General features: G+C 61.8%; 11 protein-coding genes. 7 read left to right on the top strand and 4 right to left on the bottom strand.

Annotation, left to right across the window (positions count from 1 at the left end):
• Positions 1–64 precede the first annotated feature (64 nt).
• The 3 genes from lon to PST29_RS19810 all read left to right on the top strand — a co-directional run bounded on the left by lon (position 65) and on the right by PST29_RS19810 (position 4,980).
• Complete coding sequence (gene lon, locus PST29_RS19815) at positions 65–2,461, top strand: endopeptidase La (RefSeq protein ID WP_060840192.1); 2,397 nt, start codon at positions 65–67, stop codon at positions 2,459–2,461.
• 148 nt (positions 2,462–2,609) lie between these two features.
• A complete protein-coding gene (locus PST29_RS31155) occupies positions 2,610–2,882 on the top strand; it encodes an HU family DNA-binding protein (RefSeq protein ID WP_011062271.1) in 273 nt (90 codons plus the stop codon).
• Positions 2,883–3,108: 226 nt separating this feature from the next.
• Positions 3,109–4,980 carry a SurA N-terminal domain-containing protein gene (locus PST29_RS19810; RefSeq protein ID WP_060840191.1) on the top strand — a complete coding sequence of 624 codons (1,872 nt, stop codon included), beginning with the start codon at positions 3,109–3,111 and terminating at the stop codon, positions 4,978–4,980.
• Between the two features lie 164 nt (positions 4,981–5,144).
• Here PST29_RS19810 and PST29_RS19805 read toward each other — a convergent pair whose 3' ends face one another.
• Positions 5,145–6,350, bottom strand: a complete 1,206-nt coding sequence (locus tag PST29_RS19805) for an MFS transporter (RefSeq protein ID WP_060844136.1) — start codon at positions 6,348–6,350, stop codon at positions 5,145–5,147.
• 123 nt (positions 6,351–6,473) lie between these two features.
• Between PST29_RS19805 and PST29_RS19800 the strand changes: the two genes are divergently transcribed.
• Together PST29_RS19800 and PST29_RS19795 are read left to right on the top strand one after the other, a co-directional pair.
• Positions 6,474–7,373, top strand: coding sequence for a LysR family transcriptional regulator (locus tag PST29_RS19800; protein ID WP_060844135.1), 900 nt, complete (start codon positions 6,474–6,476; stop codon positions 7,371–7,373).
• 92 nt (positions 7,374–7,465) lie between these two features.
• A complete protein-coding gene (locus PST29_RS19795) occupies positions 7,466–8,338 on the top strand; it encodes a DUF2242 domain-containing protein (RefSeq protein ID WP_060840188.1) in 873 nt (290 codons plus the stop codon).
• A 443-nt stretch (positions 8,339–8,781) separates the two neighbouring features.
• Here the strand turns inward: PST29_RS19795 and PST29_RS19790 are convergent, their stop codons facing one another.
• Positions 8,782–9,822 carry an AraC family transcriptional regulator gene (locus PST29_RS19790; protein ID WP_060844134.1) on the bottom strand — a complete coding sequence of 347 codons (1,041 nt, stop codon included), beginning with the start codon at positions 9,820–9,822 and terminating at the stop codon, positions 8,782–8,784.
• A gap of 3 nt (positions 9,823–9,825) precedes the next feature.
• A complete protein-coding gene (locus PST29_RS19785; protein ID WP_060844133.1) occupies positions 9,826–10,956 on the bottom strand; it encodes a carbon-nitrogen hydrolase family protein in 1,131 nt (376 codons plus the stop codon).
• A 210-nt stretch (positions 10,957–11,166) separates the two neighbouring features.
• Here PST29_RS19785 and PST29_RS19780 point away from each other — a divergent pair, with 210 nt between their 5' ends.
• Positions 11,167–13,206, top strand: a complete 2,040-nt coding sequence (locus tag PST29_RS19780; RefSeq protein WP_060844132.1) for an NADPH-dependent 2,4-dienoyl-CoA reductase — start codon at positions 11,167–11,169, stop codon at positions 13,204–13,206.
• 73 nt (positions 13,207–13,279) lie between these two features.
• Positions 13,280–14,209 (top strand): 1-aminocyclopropane-1-carboxylate deaminase/D-cysteine desulfhydrase, encoded by a 930-nt coding sequence (locus tag PST29_RS19775; protein ID WP_060840184.1) that lies wholly within the window; start codon positions 13,280–13,282, stop codon positions 14,207–14,209.
• Here PST29_RS19775 and PST29_RS19770 read toward each other — a convergent pair.
• The gene (locus PST29_RS19770) at positions 14,200–14,754 is read right to left on the bottom strand and encodes a cytochrome b (protein ID WP_060844131.1); all 555 of its coding nucleotides are present in this window, start codon (positions 14,752–14,754) and stop codon (positions 14,200–14,202) included. The genes PST29_RS19775 and PST29_RS19770 overlap by 10 nt on opposite strands.
• Positions 14,755–14,814: the final 60 nt, after the last annotated feature.

Genomic DNA, 14,814 nt, shown 5'->3' with positions numbered 1-14,814 from the left:
CCATCTTGGTTTCAAGCTTACTTCCATCTGTTTACGGCCGTACGGCCGCCGTAGAGGCGAAATCATGAAGACAACCATCGAATTGCCTCTCCTGCCATTGCGTGATGTCGTGGTTTATCCGCACATGGTTATCCCGCTGTTCGTGGGGCGCGAGAAGTCGATCGAAGCCCTCGAGGCAGCGATGACGGGCGACAAGCAGATTCTTCTGCTGGCACAGAGAAATCCTGCTGATGATGATCCCGGTGAAGATGCACTCTATCGCGTAGGCACCATTGCGACTGTCTTGCAGTTGCTCAAATTGCCTGATGGCACCGTCAAGGTGCTGGTTGAAGGCGAACAGCGCGGCGCTGTAGAACGCTTCAGTGAAGTTGATGGTCACTGCCGTGCTGAAGTCTCTCTGATTGACGAGGTCGATGCTCCTGATCGTGAGTCAGAAGTGTTCGTCCGCAGTTTGCTGTCCCAGTTCGAGCAGTATGTGCAACTGGGCAAGAAAGTCCCTGCCGAGGTGTTGTCTTCTCTCAACAGCATCGACGAGCCAAGCCGCCTGGTAGATACCATGGCTGCGCACATGGCGCTGAAGATCGAGCAGAAGCAGGAAATCCTCGAGATCATTGATCTGTCAGCTCGAGTCGAGCACGTCCTGGCATTGCTGGACGCCGAGATTGATCTGCTGCAAGTGGAAAAGCGCATTCGTGGCCGCGTCAAGAAACAAATGGAGCGTAGCCAGCGTGAGTACTACCTGAATGAGCAGATGAAGGCCATTCAGAAAGAGTTGGGTGACGGTGACGAAGGCCACAACGAAATCGAAGAGCTGAAGAAGCGCATCGATGCCGCCGGCCTGCCCAAAGACGCCATGACCAAGGCTCAGGCCGAACTGAACAAGCTCAAGCAGATGTCGCCGATGTCTGCCGAGGCCACCGTGGTTCGCTCCTACATCGACTGGTTGGTGCAGGTGCCGTGGAAGGCTCAGAGCAAGGTGCGTCTGGACCTGGCACGTGCCGAAGACATCCTTGATGCCGACCACTACGGTCTGGAAGAAGTCAAAGAGCGGATTCTCGAATACCTCGCCGTACAAAAGCGGGTTAAGAAAATCCGTGGTCCGGTGTTGTGCCTCGTCGGGCCTCCAGGGGTAGGGAAAACCTCCCTGGCCGAATCGATCGCCAACGCAACCAATCGCAAGTTTGTGCGTATGGCGCTGGGTGGTGTTCGGGACGAAGCGGAAATCCGTGGCCATCGTCGGACTTACATCGGTTCGATGCCAGGAAGATTGATTCAAAAGATGACAAAGGTGGGTGTGCGCAACCCGCTGTTCCTGCTCGATGAAATCGACAAGATGGGCAGCGATATGCGCGGCGATCCGGCGTCTGCCTTGCTAGAGGTTCTGGATCCCGAGCAGAACCATAATTTCAACGATCACTATCTGGAAGTCGATTACGACCTGTCCGATGTGATGTTCCTGTGCACCTCCAACTCGATGAATATCCCTCCGGCATTGCTGGATCGGATGGAGGTAATTCGTCTGCCCGGCTATACCGAGGACGAGAAGATCAACATCGCGATCAAGTACCTGTCGCCCAAGCAGATCCAGGCCAACGGCCTGAAGAAGGGCGAGCTGGAATTCGATCCGGATGCGATCCGCGACATCATTCGTTACTACACCCGCGAAGCCGGTGTGCGGGGCCTGGAGCGCCAGATTGCCAAGGTCTGCCGCAAGGCAGTGAAAGAGCACGCGATGGAAAAACGCTTCTCGGTGAAAGTGACTTCCGAGTTGCTGGAACACTTCCTTGGTGTGCGCAAGTTCCGCTACGGCCTGGCAGAGCAGCAAGATCAGATCGGCCAGGTAACGGGTCTGGCCTGGACTCAGGTCGGCGGCGAATTGCTGACCATCGAAGCTGCGGTGGTGCCAGGCAAGGGCCAGTTGATCAAGACCGGCTCCCTGGGCGATGTCATGGTCGAGTCGATCACTGCGGCGCTGACCGTGGTACGCAGTCGGGCGAAGAGTTTGGGCATTCCCCTGGACTTCCACGAGAAGCGCGATACCCATATCCATATGCCTGAAGGGGCAACCCCCAAAGACGGCCCTAGCGCAGGCATAGGCATGTGCACGGCGTTGGTTTCCGCGCTGACCGGGATCCCGGTACGGGCTGACGTGGCGATGACTGGCGAGATCACTCTGCGTGGTCAGGTGTTGGCCATCGGTGGACTGAAAGAGAAATTACTCGCAGCTCATCGTGGTGGAATCAAGACGGTGATCATTCCTGAAGAGAATGTTCGCGATTTGAAAGAAATTCCTGACAATATCAAGCAGGATCTGCAGATTAAACCGGTTAAATGGATTGACGAAGTCCTGCAAATTGCGCTGCAATACGCGCCGGAGCCCTTGCCGGATGTGGCTCCCGAGATAGTTGCAAAGGACGAAAAACGCGAGTCTGACTCTAAGGAAAGAATTAGCACGCATTAGTACGCATTAGCCTGGGGGGCTTCCTTGACAGCTTTTTAGAGCCCTTGTTATAAAGCGGCTCTTAAGTGTCTGTAGGCCATTCAGCACTCGTTTTTGCTTTCACCAAAAAACTTAGAATCATACTCATAGATATATAAGGGGACTTAGAGTGAACAAGTCGGAACTGATTGATGCTATCGCTGCATCTGCTGATCTCCCGAAAGCTGCTGCTGGCCGTGCGCTGGACGCAGTTATCGAATCCGTTACTGGCGCTCTGAAGGCCGGTGACTCTGTTGTTCTGGTTGGTTTCGGTACCTTCTCCGTAACTGATCGCCCAGCTCGTATCGGCCGCAACCCACAGACCGGTAAGACTCTGGAAATCGCCGCTGCTAAAAAGCCAGGTTTCAAAGCCGGTAAAGCACTGAAAGAAGCCGTTAACTAAGTTTCTTCAGGGTCTTTGCCCATCCGGGTCGGGGTCATGCCTGATCTGGCAGCGGGGCGCCAGTCGACCGATAGACCATCGGTTTACGCAGAGGGTTGCAGATTCAACTCTCGTCCGCTCCGCCAGTTACGAGAAGGCGCATCCTCGGATGCGCCTTTCTTCTATCCGGATTCTACCCACGCTCCACGGCTGCTCAAATTGAATTACAGCCGTTTTTGGGGGACGTATGCTGCAGAATATCAGGGACAATTCACAAGGCTGGATTGCCAAAACCATCATCGGGGTCATCGTCGCGCTGCTGGCGTTGACCGGTTTCGATGCCATTTTCAAGGCCACCACCCACAACCAGGACGCGGCCAAGGTCAACGGCGAGGAAATCACTCAGAACGAGCTGAGCCAGGCCGTCGACATGCAACGCCGTCAGTTGATGCAACAGTTGGGCAAAGACTTCGATGCCTCCCTGCTGGATGAGAAGATGCTGCGTGAAGCCGCTCTGAAAGGGCTGATCGATCGCAAGCTGTTGCTGCAAGGGGCGAAGGATTCCAAGTTCGCGTTTTCTGAAGGCGCACTGGATCAAGTGATCCTGCAGACACCTGAATTCCAGGTGGACGGCAAATTCAGCCCCGAGCGTTTCGACCAAGTCATCCGTCAACTGGGTTACACCCGTCTGCAATTCCGCCAGATGCTGGCTCAGGAAATGCTGATCGGCCAGGTACGCGCCGGTCTTGCCGGCAGCGGTTTTGTAACTGACGCCCAGGTGCTGGCCTTCGCTCGTCTGGAAAAGCAGACCCGGGATTTTGCCTCCCTGACCATCAAGGCCGATCCGGCGGCAGTCAAGCTGACCGACGAAGAGGTCAAGGCCTACTACGATCAGCACGCCAAGGAGTTCATGACTCCTGACCAGGTGGTCATCGATTACATCGAGTTGAAGAAGGCCGCATTCTTCGACCAGGTCAGCGTCAAGGACGAAGACCTGCAAGCGCTGTATCAGAAAGAAGTCGCCAACCTGTCCGAGCAGCGTCGTGCCGCGCACATCCTGATCGAAGTCAACGACAAGGTGAACGAGGCTCAGGCCAAGGCCAAGATCGAAGAAATCCAGGCTCGCCTGGCCAAGGGTGAAAGCTTCGAGGCACTGGCCAAGGAGTTCTCCCAGGATCCAGGTTCGGCCAATAACGGCGGTGACCTGGGCTACGCCGGCCCAGGTGTCTATGACCCGATCTTCGAAAAAGCGTTGTATGCGCTGGACAAGGATCAGGTCTCGGCGCCCGTACGTACCGGTTTCGGTTTCCACTTGATCAAGCTGCTGGGCATTGAGGCACCGCAAGTGCCTAGCTTCGCCAGCCTCAAGGACAAGCTGACCCGCGATCTGAAAACCCAGCAGGTTGAGCAGCGTTTCGTCGAGGCTACCAAGCAGCTTGAGGATTCGTCGTTCGAGGCATCCGATCTGGCACAGCCGGCTCAGGATCTGAAACTGACTGTACACACCTCCGCGCCGTTCGGCCGTGAGGGCGGTGACGGCATCGCCGCCAACCGTAACGTGGTGCAGGCTGCTTTCAGCACCGAGGTTCTCGATGAGGGTGCCAACAGCACCGCAATCGAACTGGACCCGGAAACCGTGGTGGTGCTGCGTGTCAAAGAGCACCACAAGCCTGAGCAACTGCCGCTGGAAGGGGTTGCTACAGCCATTCGCGCGCAATTGGCCAAGGAGCACGCCAGTGCTGCGGCCAAGACCAAGGCCGAAGAACTGATCGCCAGCTTGCGTGATGGCAAGACCGCGCTGAACAAGCCGGTGGACGGTCAGAACTGGAAAGTCATGCAAGCCGTGACCCGTGCCCAGGAAGGTGTCGATCCGACCGTGCTGCAGGCGTTGTTCCGCATGAGCAAGCCTGAGTCCAAGGACAAGCCGACCTTCGCCAGCGTGACTCTGCCCAACGGCAACTTGATGGTGCTGCAACTCAACAACGTCAACGAAGCCGCGGCGCCGACCGAGGAAGAGAAGGTTCAATACCGTCGTTTCCTCGCCTCGCGTATCGGCCAGCAGGACTTCTCTGCCTATCGCAAGCAGTTGGAAAACCAGGCGGACATCAAGCGCTACTGATGCCTGACCTGCTGTGTTGAAAAGACCCCGTCCGCAAGGCCGGGGTCTTTTTTTTGAGGCGGATCTGGCTCAGGTGACGACGGTTCCAGCGCTTGCCGGTATGCCAGTCACCGCCAGGGTCCATGCCGGGGAGAGTTGGCGGTCGCGAACGCCTTGGACCCGTTTCAAGCGCTGGCTGGAAAGCCCTGGCGCCGGGCGTTCACCACCACCAGCAGGGTCAGCAGCAACAGGGAGGCGATTACCCAGGGGAAGGTTGCCACCCCAGGTCCCTGCAGCAGCAAGGCGCCACCCAGGCCGCCGCCGGCCATCGCCAGGTTCCACAGGGTCACCAGCATCGACTGCGCGGTGTCGGCGTGCTCGCCTGCGGTCTTGGCCAGTGCGGTTTGCAACAGGGTGGCCATGCCACCGAAGGACAACCCCCAGATTGCGGTGGCCCCGTAGATCGCCAGCGGCTGATCGCCCTGCAGCCCCAGCACCAGGGTGGCGCCGATAAACAGCAGGCAACCGAGCAGCACCAGCTCACGCAGCCAGCGGTCGATCAAAAGACCGACCAGCCAGATGCTCAGCAACGCCGCCAGACCGAACACCAGCAGCACCCGTTCAATCGCGTTGCCAAGCCCGGCCGACTCGAGAAAGGGCGCGATGTAGGTGTAGAGAATGTTGTGCCCCAGCACATAGGCGAAAGTCACGAACAGCACCGATCGGATCCCTGGCAAGGTCAGGACCCGAGTCAGCGGCAGGCGCTTGTGCATCCGCAGTCCGGGGAAATCCGGCACCTGAACCAGCACCCAGCCGATCAGCCCGAGGGTCAGCAGAGTCATGCAGGCGAAGCTCATGCGCCAGCCCAGCAGGCCGCCCAGCCAGGTTCCGGCGGGCATGCCCACGGACAACGCCAGCGGCGCGCCGAGCATGGCCAGGGTAATCGCCCGTCCCTGCAGGTGGGGCGCCGCCATTCGGCTGGCGTAACCGGCCAGCAGGGCCCAAAGCAGGCCGGCGAAGACGCCGGCACACCCGCGCGCCACGAGGATCAGGCTGTAGTTGGTGGAAAGGGCGGTCACGCTGTTGACCACGGCGAAGCCGCCGATGGCGATCAACAGCAGCGGTCGTCGTCGCCAGCCCTGGGTCAGGATGATCAGGGGGATGGCGGCCAGCAGCGATCCCAGGGCGTAGAAGGTCACCAGCTGGCCGATCAGGGCGGGAGAAACGCCCAGGTCGACGCTCATCAGCGGCAGCAGGCCGGCGGGCAGTGTCTCGGTCATCAGGGTGATGAACCCGGCAGTCGCCAGGGCCAGCAGGCCGCCGACAGGCAGTCGCTCGCGGGTTTGGCCAGGCGCTTGCAGCAGCTCGCAGGCATTGACGGAATTGTTCATGGGCAGGTCCCGTTGGATTGGCTCAAAAATGAGAGGCCTAGGGTAGGGCGCTGTGCATGGCGGAAAAACAGGCTAAGGTTCCGAACTTATCGGACACAGATGTCCTTAGTTCGGGAGTGCGTAATGGACTGGCTGGGCAGTATCCCGGTGTTTGTGCAGGTGGCGGAAACCCGCAGCTTCACCGAGGCAGGGCGGTTATTGGGGGTGTCGTCCTCGGCGGTGGGCAAAAGCATCGCCCGCCTGGAGGAGCGCTTGAAGACTCGGCTGTTCCATCGAACGACCCGCAGTATCAGTCTCACCGCCGAAGGCGCGGGCTTTCTTGAGCGCTGTCGGCGGATCGCGGCCGAGGTTGAGGCCGCCGAGTTCCAGCTGTGCGATTCCTCCAGTGCGCCGGTGGGCAAATTGCGCATCAGTGCGCCGCAGGTCCATGGCCTGTTGATGCCCGTGCTGGCCGAGTTCATGCAGCGCTATCCGCAGATCGAACTGGATGTGGACCTTTCCGATCGCCTGGTGGATGTGGTGGAGGAGGGCTTCGATCTGGTGGTGCGCACCGGTAATCCCAAGGATTCCCGGCTCCTGGCCCGGCAACTGGGGCGCTTTCGCATGCTCTTGGTGGGCAGCCCCGGGTATTTCGAGCAGCGCGGCTTGCCCCGCAGCCCCCAGGACCTGCGGGAGCATGCCTGTCTGCGACACACCTTTCACCACACCGGCAAACTCGAGCCCTGGCCATTCAAGCCCCAGGCCCAGCAGCCGGAGCCGTTGTTGCCCACGCGCCTCACCAGCAGCTCCATCGAAGCGGTGGAGCACGCGGCCCGCAGCGGACTGGGCATTGCCTGCCTGCCGGATTTCATGGTTCAGGCCGCGGTACGCCGGGGAGAGTTGCAGGTCGTGCTCGACGAGTATCTGCAGCACAACGGGGCATTCTGGGTGCTGTGGCCATCGAGCCGGCACACCGCAGCCAAGCTGCGGGTGCTGATCGAGCATTTGAGCGAGCGACTTTTTCCGGCAAACAGCGGTCATTAAACTTGTGTGAAATTTAAGACACCAATTACCTGCGCTGCGGGGCATTGATCTGTTGCACAATACGCCCCGGAGCGTTTTCCTCAGGATTTTCGATGTTTAGATCATTTCATCTGCGCGCGGCGGCCGGCTGGTTGCTGTTGTCCGCAATCGCCGGTTGTTCCTCGCACAAGACCGCTATCTACGAGCATGAAAGCTTCGATGATTCCGGCACCTTCTCGCGCAATTATCCGGTGAGCGACGCCGCTTCCTGCGAGGCCGCGCGACGGGCCCTGCTCAGCCAGGGCTACATCATCACCAGCAATGATCCGAAGCTGGTCAGCGGTCACAAGAGCTTCCAGCAGACCGGCGAAACCCACCTGGAAATCAGCTTCAACGTGGTCTGCGCCCGGGATGGCAGCGGCGACCAGCGCTCGACAGTGTTCGCCAACGCCCTGCAGGACCGCTATGCGCTGAAGAAGGTCAACAATTCGGCCAGCCTCGGCGTTGGGGTGCTCGGCTCGGTCTCGATGCCGATCGGTTCAACCGATGATTCGATGGTCAAGGTGGCCAGCGAGACGGTGTCCTCGGCCAAGTTCTATGAGCGCTACTTCGCCCTGGTGGAGCTGTTCCTGCCGCCGGAGGCGAAGAAGGCGGCCCATATCGAAGAGAAGCCCAAGGCCGACCTCGGGGTGCCCGAGAGCAAGCCCGAGCCCCAGGCCAAGCCGGAACCCAAACCGGAACCCAAGCCCGAGCCCAAGGCTTCGCAGCCAGTGGTCGAGCCTGCTGCGGTGGCTGCGCCGGCTGCCGTCGCTGAACCGGAGCCTACGGTCTCGCAACCGCTGGCGCCGCCAGCCGAGGCCGCGCCGATCGTGCCGGCCACCAGCACTGAACCAGCCCCCGCCAGCGAAACCATCACCCCACCACCGGCCAGCCACCTGCCGCCGCCGAGCGAGCCGATTCCGGCCCTGCCGAGCAGCGGGCACTAAGGCACCTACACCGAGCTCGGGTCGACGCGTTCAATGTCGATCCGAGCTCGGTGTAGGCATCGCTGATCGGGCTGTAAGAAATCTCCCGGTCATTGACCAGAGCTTTCAACGCTGCCAAGCCAATGAGGTGTCGGTGGCTATTTCGAAAAATGCTCGCAGGTTTTCTCCGGTTAGTGGGTGGGTAACAACCGGAGGCTAAATTCCTCATAGCCTGTTACGTTTTCATTGTAGAAATCCTGACCGAGGGGGTAGTATTTTTTCTGTCATCCCGGCACTTTATGCTGGTGCCGACGGTCAATGGACACAGCACTATTCAATCAACCGAGAAAGGAGTCCGCGATGGACGAATACCAAGAGGAACTGCTGGAGTATCAAGCTTTCGAGCTCGATCCTCTGGAACCAGCAGAAGACGCCACCGAGCTGTAACGCCGGTGGCGTTTTTTTTAGCCGAACTGTCGGTGGCAGCGGCGGAACTCTCCTGGCGTCTGGCCGTTCCAGCGCTTGAAGGCCCGCTGAAACGCCTCGGCTGAAGCAAAGCCCAGCAGATAGGCAATCTCGCCGAACGCCAGTTCGGTATCGCGAATATAGGTCATGGCCAGGTCGCGCCGGGTGTCATTGAGAATGGCCCGGAACTGCGTCCCTTCTTCCGCCAGCTTGCGCCGCAACGTCCAGGTCGGCAGCTTCAGGCGCATCGCCACTTCTTCCAGGTCGGGCTCACGACCACCATTGAGCAAAGGTCCCAGCAATTGAATGATGCGCTCGCGCAGGCTGCGAGTGCGGGTCAGGTGCTCCAGCTCCCTTTCGCATAACTGCAGCAGATGCCGCCAGGTGCTCGGACAGTGTTCCGGATTGCGCAGGGCCAGGCTGGCCTGGCTCAGGCGCAACTGGTTCTGTTCGGCGGCGAACTGGAGGGGTGTGGGGCCGAGGATGGCGTAGGCGTCGTGATAGTCCGGGCGCTCGAACTCGATGTCGATCTGCTCGGCCAGCAGGGTCTGACCGCAGAGGCTGGACAGCTGTTGCAACCAGCCGGAGATGATCGAGTCCACCACGAAGCGGTTGTAGGCGTTGTACGGGCTGATGGAATAGAAGCGCAGCCAGGCGCCGCCGGCATCTTCATGAAAGCTCGACTGACCGCGATAGTTGGAGCCGTACAGCGCTTCGAAGCGCGTCAGGCAACGGGCCGCTTCACGAACGCTGGGGGCTTGGGCGGCTGTGACGCCGGCCAGACCGAGCTGGCTCAGCCGACTCAGACGGCCCATGCGCAGACCCAGGGCCGGGTCGCCGGTGAGCTGGATCGCGCCGTGGCCCAGGCGCATGTAGCGGGGGATCGACAGGCGTGCTCCGGCTTCGCCCAGTCGGGCGGGATCTAGGGCGTATTGCTCGAGCAAGGGGGTTGGGTCCTGGCCGTGGCTGCGGACCGCGTCCGCCAGGCTGTGGACAAAGCCCACCGACAGGTCCCCCAGGCGCATTGGCGTGGTCTTCATGCTTTACAGCCACAGGTTCAGCAGGCGGGCGCCCGTTGTGCCCTGATCGGCAAACGTCTGGCCGTGGCTATTGATGAAGCTCTGGCCGCTGCTGCGCTGGTCCCAGAACTGGCCGCGCAGGAATACGCTGACGCCGGCGCTGGCCTGGCTGCTGGGCGGGCGGGCGGTGAGGGTCAGGCGATGCCAGGCGTCGCCCTCGCTGGTTTCTTCCGGCTTGAGGCTGACTTCGCTGGGGGTGGTGATGCTCTTGAAGCCGCGCCAGGGTCGCTCCCAGCCATCGCGGCCCATGACAAAGGCCGGGACCGCGACCAGTTGGGCGCCCTGGTCATTGAGCTGGCGATAGTTGTCCGGGTACCAGCTGTCGCTGCCGATCAGCACCCCGAGGCGCCCGGCGGGAGTGTCGACGACCTGCACCCCCTGTCCGGCATCGCCGCGCACATAGCCGCTCTCGGCATGGGTGGGATAGAGCTGGCGCTGGGGCTGGCCGATAGGCAGGCCGTCGCTGCCGAACACCAGGCTGCTGTTGTACAGGGCGCCGCTACCAATCTGCAGGCTGCCCTGGCTGACGCTGGGCTCGGGCAGAATGATCGAGCCGGCCACCAGGGTCACCTGGAACTCCCGGGCCAGGCCACCGAACAGCACCTGGTACTCCTTGGCCATTTTCTTCGCCTTCATGCGCAGGTGCGCATCGGCCAGGCGGCTTGATCCCTTGGCGCTGATCAGGGCCTTGAGGAATGGCAGTGGATTGCTCACCGCCAGCCAGTTCATTGCTTCTTTCAAGGACACGGCCTGGTACAGCTCGTTCTTTTCGCCGCTGACCATCAGCCAAGTGCCGATGTGTTCCGGCAGCACCACGATGGTCTTGGCATTCACCAGGCCCTTGTCCCGGGCCTGTTGCAGGTAGGCGGCAAGCTTGCGGTGCAGGCGCTCGGGGCTCTGGTAGTCGGTGGGGAACAACTCCGGCTGGATCGCCAGCAGGTTGCCGTGATCGGCAGGTACGCCTTGGTCCACTGCCAGCTCGATGCGCAGGTCCGACAGGTAATGCGCCCCCGGACGGTCGTGGGTCCAGAGCGCATAACGGGTGATGACGGCAAGCAGGGCCAGGGACAAGGTGAGGTAAAGAAGTTTGCGCATGGGAAAACAGTCGGCGGCCGTGTGCAGGATTCGCCGACTAGGGTAGGGCCCGTGCCGGCACTTGCCAAGGGGCGCTGCGCGTTTGGATCAATAAGTTGTCAGTTACGGTCATTGAGTGCCGGGTACGGTGCTCTTAGTCTGTGCAGCACTACTGATGGAGGCCGCAGAGCTTCCGCATTTTCCCGTGATTGCCCGATCTGGAGTGACACCATGGCTGGAGCACCTTACCCGCATTTGCTGGCCCCCCTCGACCTGGGTTTCACCACCCTGCGCAACCGCACCCTGATGGGGTCCATGCACACCGGTCTGGAAGAGAAACCCGGCGGCTTCGAGCGCATGGCGGCGTATTTTGCCGAGCGCGCCCGGGGCGGCGTGGGCCTGATGGTCACCGGCGGCATCGGCCCCAACGATGAGGGCGGGGTGTATTCCGGCGCCGCCAAGCTGACCACCGAAGAAGAGGCGCTCAAGCACCAGATCGTGACCCGCGCAGTGCACGAGGCCGGCGGCAAGATCTGCATGCAGATCCTCCACGCCGGGCGCTATGCCTACAGCCCCAAGCAGGTGGCACCCAGCGCGATTCAGGCGCCGATCAACCCGTTCAAGCCCAAGGAGCTGGATGAGGAAGGCATCGAGAAGCAGATCCGCGACTTCGTCACCTGTTCGACCCTGGCCCAGAAGGCCGAGTACGACGGCGTCGAGATCATGGGTTCGGAAGGGTATTTCATTAACCAGTTCCTGGCCGCCCATACCAACCATCGAACCGACCGCTGGGGCGGCAGCTATGAAAACCGCATGCGCCTGCCGGTGGAAATCGTCCGCCGGGTGCGTGAGGCGGTAGGCCCGAACTTCATCATCATTTTCCGCCTGTCGATGCTCGACCTGGTGGAGGGCGGCAGCACCTGGGAAGAGATCGTGCAACTGGCCCAGGCCATCGAGCGGGCCGGCGCGACCCTCATCAACACCGGGATCGGCTGGCACGAAGCGCGGATCCCGACCATCGCCACCAAGGTGCCGCGGGCCGCGTTCAGCAAGGTCACGGCCAAGCTGCGGGGTTCGGTGAGCATTCCGCTGATCACCACCAACCGCATCAATACCCCGGACATCGCCGAGCAGATCCTCGCCGAGGGCGATGCCGACATGGTGTCCATGGCCCGGCCGTTCCTGGCCGACCCGGATTTCGTCAACAAGGCCGCTGAAGGCCGCGCCGACGAGATCAACACCTGCATCGGCTGCAACCAGGCCTGCCTGGACCACACCTTCGGCGGCAAGCTCACCAGTTGCCTGGTCAACCCTCGGGCCTGCCACGAGACCGAGCTCAACTACCTGCCGGTCAAGCAGATCAAGAAAATTGCCGTGGTCGGTGCCGGCCCGGCGGGCCTGTCCGCCGCCACCGTGGCCGCCGAACGCGGGCATCAGGTGACCCTGTTCGACTCCGCCAGCGAGATCGGTGGCCAGTTCAACATCGCCAAGCGGGTGCCGGGCAAGGAAGAGTTCTACGAAACCCTGCGTTACTTCAAGCGCAAGCTGCAGACCACCCATGTCGAGCTGTGCCTCGACACCCGGGTGGATGTGGCACAGCTGGTGGCCGGCGGTTTCGATGAAATCATCCTGGCCACCGGCATTGCTCCGCGCACACCGGCGATCCCGGGCGTGGAGCACCCCAAGGTCCTCAGCTACCTGGACGTGCTGCTGGAGCGCAAGCCGGTGGGCAAGAGCGTGGCGGTGATCGGGGCAGGGGGTATCGGCTTCGACGTTTCCGAGTTCCTGGTGCATCAGGGCGTGGCCACCAGCCAGGACCGCGAGGCGTTCTGGAAGGAGTGGGGCATCGATACCCAGCTCCAGGCCCGTGGCGGCGTGGCCGGAATCAAGGCCGAGCCCCACGCACCGGCGCGTCAGGTGTTCCTGTTGCAGCGCAAGAAATCCAAGGTCGGCGACGGCCTGGGCAAGACCACCGGCTGGATTCACCGCACCGGGCTGAAGAACAAGCAGGTGCAGATGCTCAATAGCGTCGAGTACCTGAAGATCGACGATGCCGGCCTGCACATTCGGATCGGCGAAGCGGGTGAGCCCCAGGTGCTGGCGGTGGACAACATCGTCATCTGTGCCGGTCAGGACCCGCTGCGCGAGCTGCAGGACGGCTTGCTGGCGGCAGGGCAGAACGTGCACCTGATTGGCGGTGCCGATGTGGCCGCCGAGCTGGACGCCAAGCGCGCCATCAACCAGGGTTCGCGTCTGGCGGCCGAGCTGTAACGCCTAGGGGGGGCAGTCTGCCAGCGTTTCGGGCTGGTAGACTGCGCTCCCTTCTTTGCCGAACCCGCTACCGATGTCCTTCCCCGAATCCTTCGACTGGTTACCCCAGGCTCCGCTGCAACGGCTGGAGCTGGACTGGCTGTCCCGGGCCGGGGTCGAGGTGGCGGTATTGCGCCTGGACCTGATCGATCCGCTGATCAGCGGCAACAAATGGTTCAAGCTCACCGAACACCTGGCGACGGCCCGCAGCCTGGGCGCTCAGGGCGTCATCAGCCTCGGCGGCGCCCATTCCAATCACTTGCATGCGCTGGCCGCCGCCGGCCGGCGTTTTGCCTTTCCCACCGTGGGCCTGTTGCGTGGCCATCCACAGGACACGCCAACGGTGCTCGACCTGCAGGCGTTCGGCATGCGCCTGCACTGGCTGGGCTACGCCGGTTACCGCGAACGCCATGCGCCCGGTTTCTGGGCGCCCTGGCAGGCCCGCTACCCGGCGTTGTACCCGGTGCCTGAAGGCGGCGGTGGGCTGGCCGGTGCCACGGGCTGCATGACCTTGCGCGATCAGGTGCAGCGGCAGTTGCCGAGCCTGGGCTGGAACGACTATCACGCTTGGTGGCTGGCCGCCGGGACCGGCACCACCCTGGCCGGGCTGGTGCTGGCGGAGGCCGGGGCACACCCGGTGTATGGCGCGCTGGCGGTGCCCGAGGATCACGGTGTGGCGCAGCAGGTCGAGGGCATTTTGCAGGAGGCCGGACAGGGGCGCGGCGGTTATCAGTTGCTGGACAGCAGCCGTGGCGGTTTTGCCAGGGTCGACGACGCGTTGCGCGGGTTTATCCGGCTCACCGAGCAGCAGTGCGCGCTGCCATTGGAGCCGTTGTACACCGGCAAGGCCCTGCTGGCCTTGCAGGAGCAGGTAATGGCCGGGCGCTTTGCGCCGGGTTGCCGATTGGTCTTCGTGCACAGCGGCGGCTTGCAGGGCCGCCGCGCGCTGCAGGCTCAGGCCTGACCGCGCTGGCGCCACATGCGTTGCAGGGTGTTGTCGCGCATCACGTAGTGGTGATAGAGCCCGGCCAGGGCATGCAGGCCGATCAGCCAGTAACCGAGGCTGCCCAGCAGTTCGTGCCAGCCCTGGAACTGCTTGGCCTGGGTCTTGTTCTCTTGCACCAGCAGCGGCAGGTCGAAACCGTAGAACATCACTTGATGGCCCTTGGCGCTGGTGGTCAGCCAGCCGAGGATCGGCATGGCGATCATGAACAGGTACAGCGCCCAGTGCATCAGGGTCGACAATAGCCGTTGCCACTGCGGCGGGGTGGGCAGGATCTTCGGCGCCACGCCCTGGGCACGGGCGAACAGACGCAGCCAGACCAGCGCAAACACGGTCAGGCCGAGCATGAAGTGGGCTTCGACAATCAGCGTGCGACCACCACTGCCCTTGGGAAAGATGCCGCGAAATTCGATACAGGCGTAAACCACCGCCAGCAACACCAGCATCAGCCAGTGCAAGGTGATCGTCATGGTGCTGTAGCGCGACTCAGTGTTTTTCCAGGGCATACGGGACATCCTCGGTCATCAGGTCTGAAGCCTCCGTTCTTAATGACGGAGTGCTGTAAC

The organism is Pseudomonas sp. St29, from assembly GCF_001547915.1.
Lineage (GTDB): Bacteria > Pseudomonadota > Gammaproteobacteria > Pseudomonadales > Pseudomonadaceae > Aquipseudomonas.
This window is presented reverse-complemented; position numbering and strand designations above follow the sequence as displayed.